We start from the raw sequence: 18,128 nt of genomic DNA on the forward strand, positions 1-18,128 counted from the left end.
GTGTCCATTCGGTCATGGTCAGGTCCGTTGGATAAACTCGCGGCAGTGTATTCATCCCTCAAGCTTACCAATCCCTTTTTCAAAACACTCTCTAAGAGCGTCAGGCCCAGTGCGGCTTCTTCTTTGACCACTTTTCCTTCGTGATCAATCCATGCATGGACCGTTGTTTCGCCGAACTTTTCCGCGAGCTTCGTTGTCGCTATGGAACGCCCTTTGATGGAGAGGTTTTCGTGGCCAATGGCTGAAACCTGGATCGTTTCTGTTTTGGTCGTAAGCGGGTTAAAGATGCTATAGCGTCGTTCTTCCCCAAGTTGCAGGGTGGTATCGTGAAGCGTGAGCTGCGTGATGGTCGGGAGATAGAGTGGATCTTGTAACGGCAATGAGAATGGCGAAGAGTTCCCTGCTGTGGAGATTTGCCCGCGTAATTCTCGTTTGTTTTCTCCATCGCTATGGACTGCACCGGTCACCTGGAAAACCGCGCCTGAACTGACCAAACGAAAAGAAAAGTCTTGTAAGGCATATTGCTGATCAATGTTGGCTTGAACTTCGGTGTGAACGTTTTGATCAGTGTTCATCACTCTGAGTTTCATTTGCGAGCGCTCTTGCCAGCGGTAGCCATTCTCCGCAGATGCGAGGGAGCGGTGAAAGTAGCCGATTTTCTTGTCTTGATGGTAAATACCCATCCACCCATCATACGCCGCGAGTGGCGTATCTGACTGGACTGGTGTCACTGGAGCAGATGAAGGATACGTGAGTCGAAATTCAGCCATCGTTCGGTGGATAAGCAGCCCTACCATAACCAGCCAAAAGAGAACGATGCTAATGCCGAGAAGACGCTTCATACAACTCCCGTATCTTGTTTCTTCCAGACCCCTGTTCTACTGTCATCGGATAGGGGTTCAATTTCCTTTAGAGCCCAAACTATGACGGAGACTACGCGTTCCTCCACGTCTACCGATGTGCCGTGTTTTCTCGTCGACCGCATGTTAGGTCGGCTTGCTAAGTGGTTGCGCATTCTCGGCTACGACACTGTTTATCTTCCCCAACTTTCACCTCAAGGCCTCATGCGAGAGGGGCGTCGCCAGAGTCGCATCATTTTGACACGTGACACTCGCGTGCTCCGACAGAAAGACGCGCCGCCTTTCGTTTTTATTCAGGCCGATCGTTTTCGTGACCAAATCAAGCAAGTGATTGCAACCTGTCACCTTGATTCCCTTACGCGACTTTTCACTCGTTGTGGAGAGTGTAACGAACTTTTAACAACCGTGAAAAAAGAGGCGGTGCGAGAGCAAGTGCCAGAGTATGTGTGGCAGACTCAAGCTGAGTTTCATCAATGCCCAGGATGTCACCGCATCTATTGGGGAGCGACACATAAAGAGCACGTGATTGCTGAACTGCAACAACTGGGACTATTCGCTGAATCGTCCAGAATCTAAAGCAAACCACACGAGATTGGTACGCTTTGGGTTATCACCAGAGAGACCGTCGCGTGCGCTGTGCGTACGGCCCCTTCTTTTATACCTTGCCCTGTTGTCTCAGCGCCTCGTACAAAACAATTGCTGCCGCGTTGGATAAATTCAGGCTGCGGACGTGCGTGCCAGACATTGGAATTGTGTAGAGTGAGTCAGCGAGCAGCGTACGAATCTCTGTCGATAGCCCTCGTGTCTCACTACCAAAGACTAACAGATCACTGTCGGTGTATTGCGCTTGTGTATATGAGACCGTCGCTCTGGCAGAGAACGCGATCATTCTGCCGGAGGGACGACGCGAGAGAAAGTCACTCCACGTGGGATAGGAATGGACATCGACATACGGCCAATAATCGAGTCCGGCACGTTTGAGGTAGCGGTTTTCGAGAGAAAAGCCTAACGGACCGACGAGGTGAAACGTCGTATTCGTTGCCGCGCATAACCGTGCGGTAGTGCCAGTATTGGGAGGGATTTCGGGTTCGACAAAGACAATGTGCATGGGAAAAAGGCTTTAAGCTTCAGGCTGTAGGCTATAGGAAAAAACAACGATTAAAATGCGAACCGATAAACCTGAGAGAGCTTAGAAGTCTGAGTGTCTCGGAGTCTGAGACACCGGAAATATCGTGCTGCCGACCTGTAAGGAAAATGTCCCTGGGTTTTGATCCTCCTGCATGTGATCTGTCAGTTGATAATACGCGGGACGTGAAAAACGAGCAGGTTCTGCTCCACTTTTGACTCGACAATAGAGAACGTTCTCCTGACTGATCGATAGGGTAGTGGGATTCAGTGGCTCTTCACTCTCATCATTCAACCGCAGTGTAAATCCCTGAGTCGAATCGCCCATCACCCGGGTAATCACATACGGCGTATCTTCAATCTCAACGGTGACTTTGTCCCAACCAATGGCGATTTCGTAGGCTCCTTCTGGGGTTCTACGCAGATGTTGACTAAACAAGACATTGATACGGCGATTCTGAATACGTTCGTCATTGGCGTACCACCACCCATCTTTACCAAAATGAATCTTCCGCGTGGGATCGATCGCCCAAAAGCCAGCTTTTGCCATAGTTTATTTTCGCTCGCTGGTATCAAGAATCAGAGTCACAGGCCCATCATTCACTAACTGCACGGCCATCGTTGCCTGGAATTGTCCGGTGGCAACCCGAACCCGGTGACGCTTTATACACTCAACGAAATACTCATACAAAGGAAGTGCAGAGTCTATACCCGCAGCATCGGTAAATGACGGGCGGCGACCCTTACGGGCATCACCATAGAGCGTGAACTGCGACACAACCAATAGCTCCCCTTGTACGTCCTGCACCGAGAACGCAAACTTTCCTGCCTCATCGGAAAAGATGCGGAGGTTGACGATCTTTTCGCTGAGAGACTCTGCTTCGATCTTTGTATCACTGGTTGAGATACCAAGAAGGACGAGCAGGCCACGACCGACCTGGCCGATGATGTGGTTGTCCACTCGGACACTGGCTTCACTGACGCGTTGAATGACGGCTCGCATGACTAAGAAACAGGGTACTGGTTACAGGGTACAGAGGAAAGGGGACAAGATAAGTTAAAGGGACCAGGTGGCAGGAAATAAGACAAGCGATAATTTACAATTTGCCTTGATCTGTTCCTTGTAACCCGTCCCCTGTAACCTCCTCAACGGATAGCGTATTATCCCCACTATGTATCCAGTACTCTTTCAACTCGGACCGCTGACCGTGTACAGCTATGGTGTGATGATGGCCCTCGGGTTTCTCTCTGCCGGATGGGCGGTTGGCAAAGGACTCGAACAGCAAGGCAAAGATCCTGCGTTTGCTTCTACGCTCGTTGTCTGGGCCGCTGTTGGTGGACTCTTAGGCGCACGCCTGCTCTTCATTGCCGAGCATTGGAGTGAGTTTCTCTCCAATCCCCTCTCGTTGATTCTCACCGGTGCAGGTTTTACGTGGTACGGTGGGCTTATTGGTGGTGTCGTTGGTGTCACTCTTTGTATCCGCCATTATGGGTTTCGCTGGCTGGAAATCATGGATGCTGTCGCGCCAGCTATCGCGCTCGGACACGGGATTGGTCGCATTGGCTGCCATCTCGCTGGTGATGGCGACTGGGGACCACCGACAACATTGCCCTGGGGAGTTGCTTATACAAAGGCAATCATCGGTTGGGACTATCCACCAGGGGTGCGTGTCCATCCATCAGCACTCTACGAGACCATTGCCTATTTACTGATCTTTGCGGCCTTGTGGGTCATGCGTGGTCGCCAACGACCTGTCGGGTCGTTGTTCTGGGGGTATCTCTTGTTGTCGAGTGTTGCGCGCTTTGGCATCGAATTCGTGCGTATTAACCCACCGTTAGCGTTTGGGCTGTCTGAAGCGCAGATGATCAGCCTCGTCCTCATGACGATTGGCGCTGTCATGTTAACACGGAGTGAACCGTTAGCGGCGGAAACAAAACCTTTGTCTCGCACGCCACGAGTAGCACGGGAGAAATCGTAGTGAAGAGGTGGTTGGTTCTTGGGGTTATTGTTCTTGTCTTCGGCTTCCTGGCGACACTTGCCCGCTCACCATCAGAAGCGAAAAAGCCAGCACCAGAATTTGTCTTGCCTGACCCGCAAGGACAAGTGGTGCGTCTGTCGCAACTGAAAGGCAAGGTGGTGATGCTCAATGTGTGGACCACCTGGTGTCCGCCATGCCGTAAAGAAATGCCGACGATGGAAACGCTTCATCGTCGTTTCAAGGGCACGGATTTCGTGATGCTCGCGGCGAGCCAGGATGTTGATGGAAACAGCACTGTCCTGCCGTATATGCAAGAAAATGGCTTCACTTTTCCGGTTGTGCTTGATGTCAACGGTGAGATAGGTCGTAAATATGGTGTGACGGGATACCCGGAGACCTTCATTATCGACCGTCAGGGACGCATCGTGCACCATCACGTTGGCTTCAATGACTGGTCTTTGCCAAAGGTTGAAGCGTCATTACGTCGACTCATGGATCTTGGCGATTGGATGCCGTGGGATGGTGTCAACACGCCCGGAGAGCGAAGTCCGCTTAAAAGTCAATGAGAAATGCAGAATGGGGAAACTGAAAACAGTAGTTGCGCTCCTCCCCCCTTAGTCATTCTTCATTTTTAATTTCGCTTTTTCCATTGGTTAGGCATAATCATCCACCCGACTGTGATTTTGCGGGCAGGAACTGCAGCCGGACTTTTGCTTGCGAGTCGGCCACAGTGAGCGGCTCACATACAGTGCAGCTACGGCAACAATAACGAGAACAGCCAATGTTTGAGTATCCATGTATCCTGTCATTAGTGATGCGTAATACGTAAAAAGTAAAAAAGTCGTTCGTCGAGAATAACTTTTGACCTTAGACCTTGGACTTTGGACTTTACACGAAAATCCGACTGCCAACCTGATACACAACTAACGCACCCAAGTATGCCAAACCGGTCATGTAGACAAACGTAAAAGCGGCATAGCCCCACGAGCCGGTTTCGCGCTTGATCGTTGCCAGCGTTGCGCCACACTGACAGCACAGCGCGAAGAATATCATCACCGAGAGTGCAACGATCGGTGTGTATATCGGTCGCCCGTCTGGCCAACGTTCCGCTTGCATGGCGCTCCGCAGCTCTACGCTTTCTTCGCTTTGCTCGTTCCCAAGATTGTAGATGGTTCCGAGAGCGGCAATGATCACTTCTCGTGCGGGAAAACTCGCAAGCGTTGCCATGCCAATCTTCCAATCCCAGCCCAATGGGCGCACGAGTGGTTCGATGGCATGCCCAGCTTGGCCAAGGTAACTTCTTCGGAGCCGTTCTCCACTTTCTTCGATCGTGAGTCGTTCTTGCTCTTCTGGCGTGGCAGTGGCACGTCGAGCTTGAAACTCCTCTTTCAGGGCAGGCTGAGTAGGGTAATACGATAAGGCCCATATCAAGATCGTGGTTGCGAGGATAATCGTTCCGGCACGCCGAAGAAACGCGAGACTGCGGTCATACATGCGAAAGAGAACGGCACGCCACGCCGGGATTTTGAAAGGCGGAAGCTCAAGTAAAAACGGCACCGCTTCGCCGCGGAGAAATGTACGCTTCAGGACCAACGCGACCGGCGGAGCGACAACCAGGCCGAGCGTATACATCACAAATAGTGTTATCCCTTGTAGGCCGACAATACCCCAGACTGTGTGATTTGGGATAAAGGCCGAGATGAAAAGAACGTATACCGGAAGACGTGCACTGCAACTCATCAAGGGAGCAATAAGAATCGTGGCAATACGATCGCGGTGGTTATCGATCGAGCGTGTCGACATAATGCCAGGAACAGCGCAGGCAAACGACGACAGTAACGGGATGAAGCTACGCCCCGAAAGTCCAAACCCGGCCATAATGCGATCCATCAAAAATGCCGCACGTGCCATGTAGCCGGAGTCTTCGAGAATCGCGATAAGGCCGAATAAAATAGCGATCTGCGGCACAAAGGTGATGACTGCACCAACTCCGCCAATAACGCCATCGACGATGAGGCTCTGCAATGGGCCTTCCGGAAGGAGGGTTTGTATTCTTGTTCCCAGGCCAGAAAACACACCATCGATAATCTCCATCAACGGTGCCGCCCAAGAGAAAATCGACTGAAAGGTCACGGCCATAGCGACGAGAAAAACCAGGAGCCCCCAAACCTTATGCGTGACGATCTGGTCAATGCGATCCGACCACGTGTGATGAGGTGCGGTCAACGATTGGCGAACAACAGTGGTAATCATGTCGGTGATCCATTGATAGCGGGCATTGGTTTCAATGTGTGGCAGTGAGGTCCCTGACGAGGTGAGTCGTTCCCGTGCAGCACGAACGGGGGAAATGATATCATCGCCAAGCTGGCGTATGAGTTCCTGTTCAATAGACCCACCAGCATCGATCAGCAGCCGCTCAAGGAGAAATCGCGGCAATCGATGCTGTCCGTTGACAAGCGCTGCTTCGACTGTGTCGACTTCATGCCTGAATGTTTCAGGAAACTGAATGCGAGGAGTCGAGGAGATTGATGCCTGAACGACGTGCCGTAAAGCTTGTTGAAGAGCCGACAAGCCGACGTGTCTGGCGGCATGAACCGGTACAACTGGGACACCAAGGCGCTGTTGCAATGCTTCGATATCAATGAGTGTCCCTTGCTTCTGGGCGATATCCATCATGGTTAGGGCGACAACGACCGGTCGACCTGTTTCCAGAACCTGCGTGAGCAAATAGAGGTTCCGATCCAGATTGGTCGCATCTAAGACGCAGAGCACAGCATCTGGCGCAGGAATATCCTTGCCATAGCCGAACAGCACACTGACTGCGAGCATTTCGTCTGGCGCACGAGGCGCTAACGAATAGGTACCAGGAAGATCGACCGCGAGAAACCGATCTCCGTCAACTGTGAATTCGCCGAGCGCACTTTCGACCGTGACACCAGGATAATTGCCGGTGTGCTGGCTCAAGCCAGTGAGCGCGTTGAAAAGCGTTGTCTTGCCAGTATTGGGATTTCCAATAACCGCAATGAGGTAACGTCGTTCAGTAGAAAGCGATGGAGGTGAGGGGTGGTCACCAATGGGAATTGAAGGGGGAGAGGCCGTTGCGGCCATGAGTGTTCATGCCTCTCATGATACAGAATCAAGGATGACACGCTGGGCTTCATTACGTCGGAGCGCGATATTGAAGCCGCGAATCCGTATCTGCATGGGATCTCCCAACGGTGCAAATCTCACAACTTGCACTGATTGACCAGGAGTGAATCCCAATTCAGAGAGTCGCTGGGTAAGTCCATCGACACCGGTGACGGCTTGGATTCGCCCAGCCTGCGAAGGAATAAGATCGGCTAGCGTTCTCATAGTGTCAAATGATAATGATTTTCAATTTCAGTGTCAACGAAGGTCCTAACGATCATAGCCGTGCCGCACGATATGATGGGCACTCGCCGCGACTTCGTCGTTCTCACAGAAGCAAGAATTTAGATTCTTGCCTGACGACTCCCTGGCAAAGCCCCATACCGTGGCTCGACAAAAGTATGCTAAGGTGACAAAGAACAAGAAGCTCATTACATTAAAGGAAAACCTCTTCGGTTTAACAGGGAGTGTTATGCGACAACGGCGACAAGGAACGCTTGGTCGGGTATTGGCTTGCATTGGGTTGGTTGGCCTTGGCTACTTCGGCGGACAAGGATTGCAGAAAGTCTCTGCTGGAGCGCGAGATCCATACGAGGGACTGGAAGCGTTTACGAATGTGTTAGCGGTTGTACAGAAAAATTATGTCGAGGAAGTCGGAACCCAGAAGCTGGTTGATGGCGCTATTAACGGCATGCTCTCGGCGCTTGATCCACACAGTTCCTATCTGACGACAGAGTCGTACAAAGAACTGCAAGTCGATACCGAAGGGAGTTTTGGAGGCCTTGGTATCGAGATCACTGTTCGTGATGGAGTGTTGACCGTCGTCGCTCCGATCGAAGACACGCCAGCCTATCGTGCTGGGGTCAAAGCCGGAGATCAAATCATAAAAATTGAAGGTGAGTTGACGAAGGACATGAGCCTCGTTGATGCCGTCAAGAAGATGCGTGGCCCGAAGGGGAGTAAAATTACCATCTCTCTTCGCCGCGAGGGAACGCCACGACTCCTCGATTTTCATTTGATGCGTGAAGTCATCAAAATTCAGAGCGTGAAGTCAAAGACGCTAGAAAAGGGCTATGGCTATGTGCGCATCACTCAGTTTCAAGACCGTACTGGGAATGATCTGGATGCGGCATTGAGCAAATTGACTCAGGAAAGTGGCAAACTCGAAGGCCTGGTCGTGGATTTGCGCAATGATCCAGGAGGACTGCTCAGCCAGGCCGTGAAAGTGTCTGATACGTTTCTTGATTCAGGGCTGATCGTTTATACCGAAGGCCGTCTTGATAACCAGAAGCAGAAGTATTTTGCCCACCAAGGTGGACAGACAGAGGTCCCACTCGTTGTGATTGTCAACGGTGGCAGTGCGAGCGCTTCGGAGATCGTCGCTGGCGCGTTGCAAGATCATGGACGCGCGGTTGTCGTCGGAACCAAGACCTTCGGTAAAGGTTCGGTACAAACGATTTTACCAATGGAGAGTGGCGCTGCACTTCGGTTAACGACAGCGATGTATTTCACGCCGAGTGGACGCTCGATTCAAGTGACGGGAATTACGCCTGATGTGCTCGTGGATAACGCACCAGTGGCCCAAGGTGAGCGGTCGCAACGTGAGGTTCGTGAGGAAAACCTGCGCGGTCATTTTGATCGACCTACTCATGGTACCGGCGAGAAGAATAAGTCGGAGTTTGACGAGCAGAAAGATACAACCCCTTCTGGCGAGCCTTCAGAGCCGACCAGCAAGGAGGGCAGTGGCGAAAAGACCGACAAGGCTGAGAAAGCTCCGGAAGTGAAAGAAGGCGAACTCGGCAAAGACCCACAGCTTGATCGTGCGATGCAAGTCCTCAAATCATGGGAGAGCTATAAGAAAAAGACTGCTGTCGCGACTGCGCCGACCCCAACCCCTACTAAGTAAAAACGAAACGGAGAACCGGAGACGAGGAGAAGTGGAGAACTCCTCATCATGATTCTTCTCCGATTCTCCGTTTCTCCCATTCCCTCATTCTCCCATTCATTCTTCCCACTTCCCCCTTCTTTCTATCCGGTCAGGGCCTTGTTCGTTTGCTGACCTCTCTGCTACAAGGCACGCCATGTCTACGATTCCGGCATGGCTTGATCGTCCGAATGTCTTGACGATTTCCGATTTGACCGCGCAGATCCGTGACCAGCTAGAAGAAGAATTCAAGGATGTGTGGGTCGTCGGAGAACTCTCAAGTTTCCGCGCGCCCTCATCCGGCCATCTCTATTTCACGCTCAAAGATGAAGAGTGCCAAATGAAAGCGGTGATGTTTCGCAGCTATGCCGGATTACTGCGTTTTCGTCCTGAAGATGGGCTGGAAGTCATTGTCCGAGGGCGTGTCAGTGTGTACCCCGCGCGTGGCGACTTGCAGTTGTATGTGTCGGTTATGGAGCCGCGCGGAGTTGGAGCGCAACAACTCGCGCTTGAGCAACTCAAAGCCGCATTAGCTGCAGAGGGTCTTTTTGCTGCAGAGCGTAAACGTCCGCTGCCGTTCTTTCCGCGCTGTATCGGCATTGTGACCGCGCTTACCGGTGCGGCTATTCACGATATGCTAACGATTCTCTACCAACGTTGTCCGTATACGCACGTCATTGTCCGTTCGACGAAGGTGCAAGGGGTCGGGGCAGGTATTGAGATCGCTGCTGGTATCCGCGATCTCAATGAGCATGGAGAGGCAGAGGTGGTCATTGTCGGACGTGGAGGTGGGTCACGCGAAGATCTGAACGCGTTTAACGAAGAAGTGGTGGCACGAGCAATTGCCGCTTCTGCGGTGCCGGTGGTCGCCGCAGTTGGGCATGAGATTGATTTGAGTATTGCCGACTTGGTTGCCGATCGTCGTGCGCCCACACCGACTGCCGCAGCAGAGATGGTGATGCCGCGGTGGGAAGATCTTCGCTCGCATGTCGAGGATCGCTATCAGGCCCTCTTTTCTGCTATTTCTCGACAACTCCAGCAACATCAAGATGAGGTCGAGCATCTACAGAAACGTCTACGAGATCCACGCCAGACTATTGCCACAAAGCGAGAACAGGTGCGCACCATGCTGGCACGCCTGACGACCGCCTTTGCACGACGGCAGGAGCAGGCTCGAAGCCAGTGGCAAGAATTGACCACCGCACTGAACAGCTTAAGCCCTCTTGCAGTTTTAGGTCGTGGCTATAGTTTGACACGGACGGTTCCTGAGGGAAAAGTGGTTGCCGATGCAACGTCCCTCACTCCCGGTGACTCGGTGCGTCTCACGTTTGCGAAGGGGGAAGCGCGAGCCACCATTACTGAGGTCAGCGGATAAATGAAAAAACCCCCGGCAAAATTTGAGGATGCGCTCCAGGTGTTGGAGACGATCGTCAATAAACTGGAACGCGGCGATTTATCGTTGGAAGAAGCGCTGTCCGCATATGAGGAAGGAGTCGCTCTGGTGCGTCACCTCGGGGCCAAACTCACTGACGTGGAAAAACGCGTTGACGTCCTCACCCAAAATGCCGACGGTCTCTTTCAACTTACACCACTTACGGAAGATGAAGACGAACAGTGAACTTACAAGAATACTTGGATGCACGGAGTATATTGGTTGATCGCGCGTTAGACAAACTGCTGCCTGCGGGGAAAGCGGTGCCGCGCACCCTCGATAAGTCGATGCGATACAGTTTGTTTTCCGGTGGCAAGCGAGTACGACCGATTCTTGCGCTCGCCAGTGGTGAAGCGGTGGGTGCTCCACCCTCGCGGGTGCTGCCTTTTGCGTGCGCGTTAGAGATGATTCATTCCTATTCGCTGGTGCATGACGATCTGCCAGCGATGGATGACGACGATCTGCGCCGTGGCAAACCAACCAATCACGTTGTATTTGGTGAAGGGATTGCGGTCCTCGCTGGCGATGGTCTTTTGACCGAGGCCTTTCGCGTAATGGCTGAAGCTGCTCTTCGTCCGGGGCAAGATCGTACCGCTGCCTTACGTGCAGTACAGGAAGTTGCCCTGGGAGCAGGAGCTGGAGGAATGGTTGGCGGACAAGTGGCGGATATTGAAGCAGAGAATAAAAAACCGACCAAAGCGCTTGTCGAATACATTCATTCACGCAAAACGGCAGCGTTGCTCCGCGCGTCTGTTCGTGCTGGAGCGTTAGTCGGTGGGGCGACCGCGCGTCAATTTGCGCAATTAGATCGATACGGCACCGCTATCGGCCTCGCGTTCCAGGTGGCCGACGATATTCTTGATATTGAAGGTGGCACAGCAAAAACTGGCAAACGTGAAGGACGCGACGCGGAATTACATAAAGTGACATATCCCGCAGCGGTGGGAATGGCCAAAGCCAAAGCTCGTGCGCGTGAATTAATGACTGAAGCGCTGGCTGCGGTGCAACCGCTCGGCGAGCGTGCCGAACCGCTCCGACAGATCGTAAAATTCGTTGTCGAACGTGCCGTACAACCGTAAGTGTGACAGAACGCAAACGCCTCGATCTTCTTGTTGTCGAACGTGGGTTGGTTGACAGCCGTGAGCAAGCACGACGGCTCATCATGGCCGGAGCCGTCGTGGTCAATGACCAGCGGATCGATAAGCCGGGAACGCTCGTTCCGTTGGCTGCGGCAGTGCGGATCAAAGATGAGGAGCGATCACCGTATGTGAGTCGAGGCGGACAGAAACTTGAGGCAGCGCTACGCGAGTTTCATATCGATGTGCACGAGGTCACAGCGCTTGACGTCGGCGCCTCAACCGGAGGGTTCACCGACTGCTTGTTGCAGCACGGCGCACGAAAAGTGTTCGCGGTCGATGTCGGTTATGGCCAGCTTGCCTGGACGTTACGACAGGATCCTCGTGTCGTGTCGATTGAACGGACCAACATTCGTACGCTTGACCCAACGGTCTTCGATGAGACGCCGACACTGGCGGTGATCGACGCGTCATTTATTTCGTTGGTGTTAGTCATTCCAAAAGTCCTTGAGTTGATTGCTGCCCAGGGGACGATTATCGCGTTGATCAAGCCGCAGTTTGAAGTTGGGAAAGGAAAAGTTGGCAAAGGCGGTGTGGTTCGAGATCCAGAACTGCATGCAGAAGTCGTAGACCGCCTGCGTGCGCAAAGCGAAAACTGGAACGTCGAGGTGAAGGGCGTTATCGAGTCTCCGCTGCTGGGGCCGAAAGGCAACAAGGAGTTTCTTTTATACCTGCAAAAACGCTAAACTCAGAAAGTCACAGATACGACTATATATGACTGGACCATCTCATCGACTCATGGCCGCTTCTGGAGCGATCCTGTGTGGCGCATCTCCGGTTGAAGCCGGACTGGCTGTCTTGGGCGGGACGCTTCCTGACCGCGTTGAGGCAGTTGGGCTCCCGCATCGCGGCGTTTCGCATTGGCCGTGGCCGTGGGCACTGGCGATATGGTCACTGTGGTCGCAGCAGACGCCCTGGGGGACCCTGGCCGGCTGGTGGCTGACGGGAGCGCTATTTCACATTGGTGCGGACCTCTTCACAGTTGGTGGGGTCCCGCTGTTGTTGCCAAACTGGCGTTGGCGGTTGGGAGTCATTCATAACGGGAGCTATGGGGAGTACATCACAGTCGCCTTTTTTATCCTGGCTGCGGTGATGCGCTATTTTCATTTGCAAATTGTGCCGGTGAGCGGAGTGTGAGCATCCTCGGGGCAGGAGTAACCTGCAGATCATTTCCAGTCAGTTGAATCTCCAAGCGCGGGTGCTTGCTCATCCTCAATGGAGCGGGCAGCTGAGGGAGGAGGTCGCTCCCGGCCAACGCGTGGCGCAGTTACGCAAAGAGCGGGGACTCACGCAGCAAGAGCTGGCCGAGCGCTTAGGGATCTCCCAGCCTGTGGTGTCCGATTATGAATGTGGCGCGTTGCGCTTACATGAGGGGAGCTGAGTGAAACAGAGCGGGAAGAGTTAGAAGCACTCGTGGAGTTGAGTGAAACGATTGCGCTGTTACGGGGCGAAGCGCTGAAGGTCTTAGGCCGTACTTTGTCATGAGCGTGTCGTGGGCAGAACTCCGGCAATTGGTCGCTACCCGAGCCGGGCAGCGCTGTGAATATTGTCGGATGCACCAGGAGCTGCAAGGCGCAGAGTTTCATGTCGATCATATCGTGCCGCGCAAACTCGGTGGTAGTGATGAGCTGGAGAATCTCGCCTGGGCGTGTCCCGGCTGTAATCTGGCCAAGGCCCAGCGGGTGAGACTGCGCGATCCGCTCAGCGGCCAGGAGATGGCGCTATTTCATCTCATCGTAGATAATAGGTTCTTCCGCCTTGCCTGTAGGCATTGCTAGCCCTAACGCGGAAGACCGGCTACGCTGCGACCATGAGACTAACCGAACGACTCTACCACGCTGCGGCGCCGATTTGGCGAAAGATCGTAAGCCATCCATTTGTGACTGGAGTAGGTGATGGTACGTTACCGCTGGAGAACTTTCGCTTCTACATGTGTCAGGATTATGTATTCCTGATCGAGTACAGTCGCTTGCTCGCGCTGGCGACGGCCAAGGCACCTGATCTCGACACCATGGGGCGATTTGCCAATCTCCTGGATGCGACGCTTAATCGTGAGATGGCGCTGCATCGGGAGTTCGCTGCGCAATGTGGCATAAGTGCTGAAGCGCTAGCGAACACTAAAGCTGCTCCAACGACCCATGCCTACACGCGGCACTTAGTGCGTGTTGCTGCACTAGGGAACCTTGCAGAAGTGGTCACGGTGTTGTTGCCCTGCCAGTGGGGTTACAGTGAAATCGGTCAGCTTTTGGCGAAGCGTGGAAAACCTGCGAGCGCACCTTTTTATTGCCAATGGATTGAGATGTATGCATCCCCGGAGTTCACCGCTCTGGCTGCGTGGCTGCGCGAACTCCTTGACTCGCTTGATGGCACAACGAGTGATGAGCGGTTGCAAGAGATTTTTTCTACCAGTGCACGCTATGAATACCTCTTTTGGGAGATGTCATATCGACTTGAGGAGTGGCCAGTCTAAAGATGAGGGTAGACAGTGGGATTCGCTTTTTGTCTGTCGTGAGCGTCTCTGACATCCTATACGACAAGTCCTGTGAGCATTTGTCCGGCTTCATGGCGATTTAGGCGGCTGCCTGTATACGAAAATCCGCTAGTAGAGCCTGGAGGCGAGCCAAGTGTTTTTCCAAGTCGGTGAATACAGATTGAGCCTGCGAGAGGTCCCCACTGCGACCCATCAGTTCAAGACGTGTGGTAGCGGCGATTGCTTTCAGTGCAGCGAAATTCCCTAACGCGCCTCTGAGTGTGTTTGCACTATAGGCCAATGCTTGAGAATCTTGCCGAGAGATTGCCTCAGCCATTTTCCTGAGTGCTTTGGGGTACTCCTCATTAAGCAACAAGGTCATTTCGTCAAAGAGTTCTTTGTCGCCATCGACACGAGCTAACGCAGTGTGCAAATCTACTTCTACATTCTCATCTGTTTGCTGTAGCGCTCCGGCCTGAGCTGTAGTCTGCTTGGCTGAGAGCTGGCACGCACGATCCAAGGCAGTTTTGAGATCGGTAGACCGGAGCGGTTTCATCAGGATTGCGTCCATATCGGCAGCAAGGCATTGGGCTGATTCGTGGCTCCTGTCGGATTGCAGAATGCCAATGAGCGGAGTGTGCGTACCTTCCCGCGTGTCTTGCTGCCGAATGTGTTGTGCTGCGGCGATCCCATCGATTCCCGGCATTTGGTACGGAACCAAGACTGCAGCGTAAGGCAGCCGAGCGTGCGCTTCAATCGCCTCACGAGCTGTGACGGCGATATCTGCTCGATACCCTAATTCCTCGACAATACGTACGAGATGTTTTTGATCTAGAAGGTTGCTGTCGGCTACCAAGATTCGAGCTCGTCCGCGTGTACGAGCTTCTGCCAGAGTGTACCGCGTAACGATAGGATGAGGTGTAGGGTGGGTCTGTGGTGGCTGGCTCAGGATAGTCGCGAGACAGTCAAACAGGAGACCTGAGGACAAGGGATGCGTCAGATAGGCATCGAATCCGGCCTGACGGACGTGCTGAGCGTCACCCTTTTTCCCATGCGTGGTGAAAAAGACAAGCCGTACGGTTGCGAGCGTATTGCTCTGCCGTAGACGGGTGGCAAGCGTAAGCACTTCAGCATCGAGTTCGTGACAATCAAATATGACCACATCATAAGGCCGGCCTTCCTGGACAGCAGTATTGAGCATTGACAGTGCCAGCGCCGCACGCGGAGCCCGGTGATAGGTGAGTTGCCATGCTGTCGCTTCTTCATCCGAAAGAGAGACGCTGTTGCCGACGAGAAGTAAGCGTATCCCCGTAAGAGTGGAACGTGGTGGGAGGTCAGAGAAAACTTTCGGAGGTTGCTTTTCCAAGGTAACGGTAAACCAGATCATCGTATCGTGACCTGGCCTGTTTTCGATTTCGAGCTGTCCTCCCCAGGCCTTCACCATTTGTTTGCTAATCGCGATCGTCGATTCCGCATGGGAAGGACCTGTCGAGGTCAAGGCGTGGTTGAACGTCGATTTCGTCATGGCACCCAATGCGGTGTGACTCAAGCCAGAGACAGAAAAGCGAAAAGTCGCATGCGTTGCGGTCTGCTGTTGTAGCAGCGCATACACGACAACTTCCGTATAGGAGGAGACGGAAATGACATAGTCGATCACATTTATGAGGATGAGTCGGAGGTCACCCGGATCTCCACGAAATGGCGTTGGGCTATCAGAGGAGAAGAGGCACGAGAGTTCGAAACCTCTCTCTTGGGCAACCACCGAAAAGCGAGAAACCGTTTCTTCTACTGTGGTGCGAAGATTAAAATCGATAGACAGCGACGCCGGCAGCGTAACACCGTCGTGGCGTTCCTGCCGGTCCATCTCGAGCACTTCGACGGGAGAAGCCAGTGTTGCCTGCGTAGAGGCTACAGAGGGAGAGAAGGGCGGCAGTGCAGTCGCCGGTTCAGAAGCGCAGCTATCTTTCGGCTGAGGAGGCTGATGATGCGCTTCAGTTGATGACGATGCAAGTAAGGAAAATCCAGCTGCTAGCGCCCCGCACCAGGCGAGGAAGGAGAAAAGTATGGACTCGGTGAAGAAGTAACACGCTGCAGCTATCGTTAGAGACGCGGAGCCGATGAGCAATTTGACGATGGGAAGTGATACGGTCGAGGTAGGCTGGGATCCCTGGTCTTGGGAGATCAAGTGTTCATCTGTCATGATTGCGCTGCTCCCTTTGTGAGTCTCGCCGACGTGGAACGTTCCCTTCCGGCTCCGGCCTGTAACTTATCTCCAATCACACTGAAGGTTGTATTGTAAAAATTATCACTTTTAGTGATAATTTCAGAAAAGTCCTTACGAACTCGGTGTGACTACTTGAAGAGCTGGAGAGTCAGAGCGATGGGCGCCCTCTGCGCAAGTTAGGCGGCGGCTTCCATTTTGAGTGTCGTGAGGAGAGGTGCAAGGCGAGCAAGCTCAGCTTCCATTTCGGCAAGCGCGGTTTTCGCTTGGGTCAGATTTCCTTGCCGCCCGATCTTCTCCAGCTTGAGCGCTGCTTCAAAGGCGTTATTCGCGGCAAAATTCGCTACCGAGCCTTTCAACGTGTGGACGGCAAAGGTAAGCGTTTGTGCATTGCCATGAGACAGCGCGTCTTGCATGGTGGTCAATAAGAGTGGGTATTCGTCTAGAAAGACCGCTGCCATCTCGCGTAACAACTCGCGATCTCCATCGACACGATTGAGGGCCTCGTCGAGGTCGAAAATTTGTTGCGCGTTTGCACTCCCGAGCTGTGGTGGTATGGGAAACCCCTGCGTGGGTACAGCGGGGAAGGGAACGACTTTCGCTTGTCGCTCGTCTTTCTTTTGTCGGTCTGAACTAAGGGTGAATTGGCTTGCTTCCAAGGTCGAGCTAGATGGCATGGAGGGCGATGCTGGAGCAGCGGACGCTTCGGTCGTTTCTCCGGCACCATTCGTGAAACGAAATTGGGGTGACGAAGCAGAGGGAGTCTGTCCTGCCGGGGCAAATGCGGTGGACGTCCCCGGAGTCTTAATACTGAATGGTGAGGTGTTTTGTTCGGGGTTCGCGAAGTCATGCTGCTGTGGCGGAGTCGACGGAGTCGAGGCATTGTGTGATGAGAGAGGCGAATACCCGGCTGGATAATGCGAATCAGCATTGCTGTTAGTAGGAGAGGACAACTGCGACCACGGTGGCATTGCTGCCTCTGTCGGAGCAGTTGACGACCCAGGAGGAGCAGCGAAGGTGTTTCCCCCTGTTGTCCCGTGATGAGCTGGATCTGATTCGCTGATGTGAGCTGTCGCGTTGGGTACAGAGCTACTTTTCAATGCTGCACGCTTGGAAACATCGCGATAGACACCTTGAAAGCCAATTGCTGTACCATTTTTATCAGTGATCGCTCGGGTGCGAACCTCAACTCGCACGGCGTTGCCATTGTGATGGAGAAGCTCGAGTTCGCAGAGTGAGGACAATTTCTCGCCAGCCTGAAAGCGACGAATCCGGTCTTCTGTAATGCCGAGGGAGGCAATCGACAATATCGTGCTATAGTGCTTCTCGACGATTTCTTCTCGGATTCGTCCGAGCATGTGCTCGAATCCGCGATTCACACTTGTCACGGTTCCTTCTAGCGAAATCGTGGCAATGCCGTCATTCGTGTTCTCCACGAGATTACGGTAGAACTCTTCGCTTGCGCGCAATGTTTCTTCGGCGCGGCGCTGTTTTGCCAGTTCTGCTTTGAGTTCTGTCACTGCCTGTGTCAACTTTGTAGCGCTTGCTTCACCCTGTGCGGATGGACGAGACGACGACGTCGACCGCTTCATGCGCGCGAGCACTGGTATGAGGAAGAGGGCAAGGACAGGAACCGAGTCGATGATCCAATGCAGGGGTTGCGTCGTTTGCACGGCAAGAATACTGGCACTTGAGAATGGTAAGGCGGTGGCAGGAAACAACTTACCGCAATAGTGATTGACCGGAGTGGAGAGCCTCTGCACAAGAGCAGGGATGAGAGACGAGACCATTGTGTGCTGGCTTCGGTCTAAGTATCGAAGTCTGGTCGAAGAGCTGGATGAACGCGGGCGAC

At 53.3% G+C, this 18,128-nt stretch carries 21 protein-coding genes; 12 read left to right on the plus strand and 9 right to left on the minus strand.

From position 1 onward, the window contains the following. On the minus strand, positions 1–842 hold an 842-nt coding region (locus FJ147_20240; GenBank protein MBM4258211.1), incomplete at its 3' end, for a hypothetical protein. A gap of 81 nt (positions 843–923) precedes the next feature. On the opposite strand from FJ147_20240, the gene FJ147_20245 reads away from it, so the two are divergent. Further along, positions 924–1,436: a hypothetical protein gene (locus tag FJ147_20245; GenBank protein ID MBM4258212.1), complete on the plus strand. Its 513-nt coding sequence runs from the start codon at positions 924–926 to the stop codon at positions 1,434–1,436. Positions 1,437–1,515: 79 nt separating this feature from the next. On the opposite strand, the gene FJ147_20250 is transcribed toward FJ147_20245, so the two are convergent. The 3 genes from FJ147_20250 to FJ147_20260 all read right to left on the minus strand — a co-directional run bounded on the left by FJ147_20250 (position 1,516) and on the right by FJ147_20260 (position 2,988). Then, a complete protein-coding gene (locus tag FJ147_20250) occupies positions 1,516–1,968 on the minus strand; it encodes a tRNA (cytidine(34)-2'-O)-methyltransferase (protein ID MBM4258213.1) in 453 nt (150 codons plus the stop codon). Between the two features lie 81 nt (positions 1,969–2,049). Further along, positions 2,050–2,535: a DUF1285 domain-containing protein gene (locus FJ147_20255; protein ID MBM4258214.1), complete on the minus strand. Its 486-nt coding sequence runs from the start codon at positions 2,533–2,535 to the stop codon at positions 2,050–2,052. A 3-nt stretch (positions 2,536–2,538) separates the two neighbouring features. After that, entirely contained in the window at positions 2,539–2,988 is a 450-nt protein-coding gene (locus tag FJ147_20260) for a D-tyrosyl-tRNA(Tyr) deacylase (GenBank protein ID MBM4258215.1), read from the minus strand. A 169-nt stretch (positions 2,989–3,157) separates the two neighbouring features. Here FJ147_20260 and FJ147_20265 point away from each other — a divergent pair, with 169 nt between their 5' ends. Beyond that, positions 3,158–3,964: a prolipoprotein diacylglyceryl transferase gene (locus FJ147_20265; protein MBM4258216.1), complete on the plus strand. Its 807-nt coding sequence runs from the start codon at positions 3,158–3,160 to the stop codon at positions 3,962–3,964. Continuing rightward, positions 3,958–4,530: a TlpA family protein disulfide reductase gene (locus tag FJ147_20270; GenBank protein ID MBM4258217.1), complete on the plus strand. Its 573-nt coding sequence runs from the start codon at positions 3,958–3,960 to the stop codon at positions 4,528–4,530. Before FJ147_20265 ends, FJ147_20270 begins: the two co-directional genes overlap by 7 nt. Positions 4,531–4,617: 87 nt before the next feature. Here FJ147_20270 and FJ147_20275 read toward each other — a convergent pair whose 3' ends face one another. From FJ147_20275 to FJ147_20285, 3 genes are all read right to left on the minus strand, one after another. Then, positions 4,618–4,773 carry a FeoB-associated Cys-rich membrane protein gene (locus tag FJ147_20275; GenBank protein ID MBM4258218.1) on the minus strand — a complete coding sequence of 52 codons (156 nt, stop codon included), beginning with the start codon at positions 4,771–4,773 and terminating at the stop codon, positions 4,618–4,620. A 79-nt stretch (positions 4,774–4,852) separates the two neighbouring features. Beyond that, complete coding sequence (feoB, locus tag FJ147_20280) at positions 4,853–7,072, minus strand: ferrous iron transport protein B (protein MBM4258219.1); 2,220 nt, start codon at positions 7,070–7,072, stop codon at positions 4,853–4,855. A gap of 15 nt (positions 7,073–7,087) precedes the next feature. Beyond that, positions 7,088–7,318, minus strand: a complete 231-nt coding sequence (locus FJ147_20285; protein MBM4258220.1) for a ferrous iron transport protein A — start codon at positions 7,316–7,318, stop codon at positions 7,088–7,090. Between the two features lie 247 nt (positions 7,319–7,565). Here FJ147_20285 and FJ147_20290 point away from each other — a divergent pair, with 247 nt between their 5' ends. From FJ147_20290 to tenA, 9 genes are all read left to right on the plus strand, one after another. After that, positions 7,566–8,999, plus strand: a complete 1,434-nt coding sequence (locus tag FJ147_20290; protein MBM4258221.1) for a S41 family peptidase — start codon at positions 7,566–7,568, stop codon at positions 8,997–8,999. Between the two features lie 175 nt (positions 9,000–9,174). Next, positions 9,175–10,392, plus strand: coding sequence for an exodeoxyribonuclease VII large subunit (xseA, locus tag FJ147_20295; protein MBM4258222.1), 1,218 nt, complete (start codon positions 9,175–9,177; stop codon positions 10,390–10,392). After that, positions 10,393–10,635: an exodeoxyribonuclease VII small subunit gene (locus tag FJ147_20300; protein ID MBM4258223.1), complete on the plus strand. Its 243-nt coding sequence runs from the start codon at positions 10,393–10,395 to the stop codon at positions 10,633–10,635. Further along, positions 10,632–11,528 carry a polyprenyl synthetase family protein gene (locus tag FJ147_20305; protein MBM4258224.1) on the plus strand — a complete coding sequence of 299 codons (897 nt, stop codon included), beginning with the start codon at positions 10,632–10,634 and terminating at the stop codon, positions 11,526–11,528. The genes FJ147_20300 and FJ147_20305 overlap by 4 nt, the downstream gene beginning before the upstream one ends. Continuing rightward, the gene (locus FJ147_20310) at positions 11,498–12,271 is read left to right on the plus strand and encodes a TlyA family RNA methyltransferase (protein ID MBM4258225.1); all 774 of its coding nucleotides are present in this window, start codon (positions 11,498–11,500) and stop codon (positions 12,269–12,271) included. The genes FJ147_20305 and FJ147_20310 overlap by 31 nt, the downstream gene beginning before the upstream one ends. 28 nt (positions 12,272–12,299) lie before the next feature. Beyond that, a complete protein-coding gene (locus FJ147_20315) occupies positions 12,300–12,722 on the plus strand; it encodes a metal-dependent hydrolase (GenBank protein MBM4258226.1) in 423 nt (140 codons plus the stop codon). Between the two features lie 22 nt (positions 12,723–12,744). Continuing rightward, entirely contained in the window at positions 12,745–12,966 is a 222-nt protein-coding gene (locus FJ147_20320) for a helix-turn-helix transcriptional regulator (protein ID MBM4258227.1), read from the plus strand. A 100-nt stretch (positions 12,967–13,066) separates the two neighbouring features. Beyond that, positions 13,067–13,363 carry an HNH endonuclease gene (locus FJ147_20325; GenBank protein ID MBM4258228.1) on the plus strand — a complete coding sequence of 99 codons (297 nt, stop codon included), beginning with the start codon at positions 13,067–13,069 and terminating at the stop codon, positions 13,361–13,363. A 32-nt stretch (positions 13,364–13,395) separates the two neighbouring features. Then, complete coding sequence (gene tenA, locus FJ147_20330; protein MBM4258229.1) at positions 13,396–14,055, plus strand: thiaminase II; 660 nt, start codon at positions 13,396–13,398, stop codon at positions 14,053–14,055. Between the two features lie 100 nt (positions 14,056–14,155). Here tenA and FJ147_20335 read toward each other — a convergent pair whose 3' ends face one another. Both FJ147_20335 and FJ147_20340 read right to left on the minus strand, forming a co-directional pair. Further along, positions 14,156–16,255, minus strand: a complete 2,100-nt coding sequence (locus tag FJ147_20335) for a response regulator (protein MBM4258230.1) — start codon at positions 16,253–16,255, stop codon at positions 14,156–14,158. A gap of 200 nt (positions 16,256–16,455) precedes the next feature. Further along, positions 16,456–18,066: a PAS domain S-box protein gene (locus FJ147_20340; protein MBM4258231.1), complete on the minus strand. Its 1,611-nt coding sequence runs from the start codon at positions 18,064–18,066 to the stop codon at positions 16,456–16,458. Positions 18,067–18,128 lie beyond the last annotated feature (62 nt).

It is taken from the genome of Deltaproteobacteria bacterium (assembly GCA_016874775.1).
Taxonomy (GTDB): Bacteria; Desulfobacterota; Binatia; order Bin18; family Bin18; genus VGTJ01.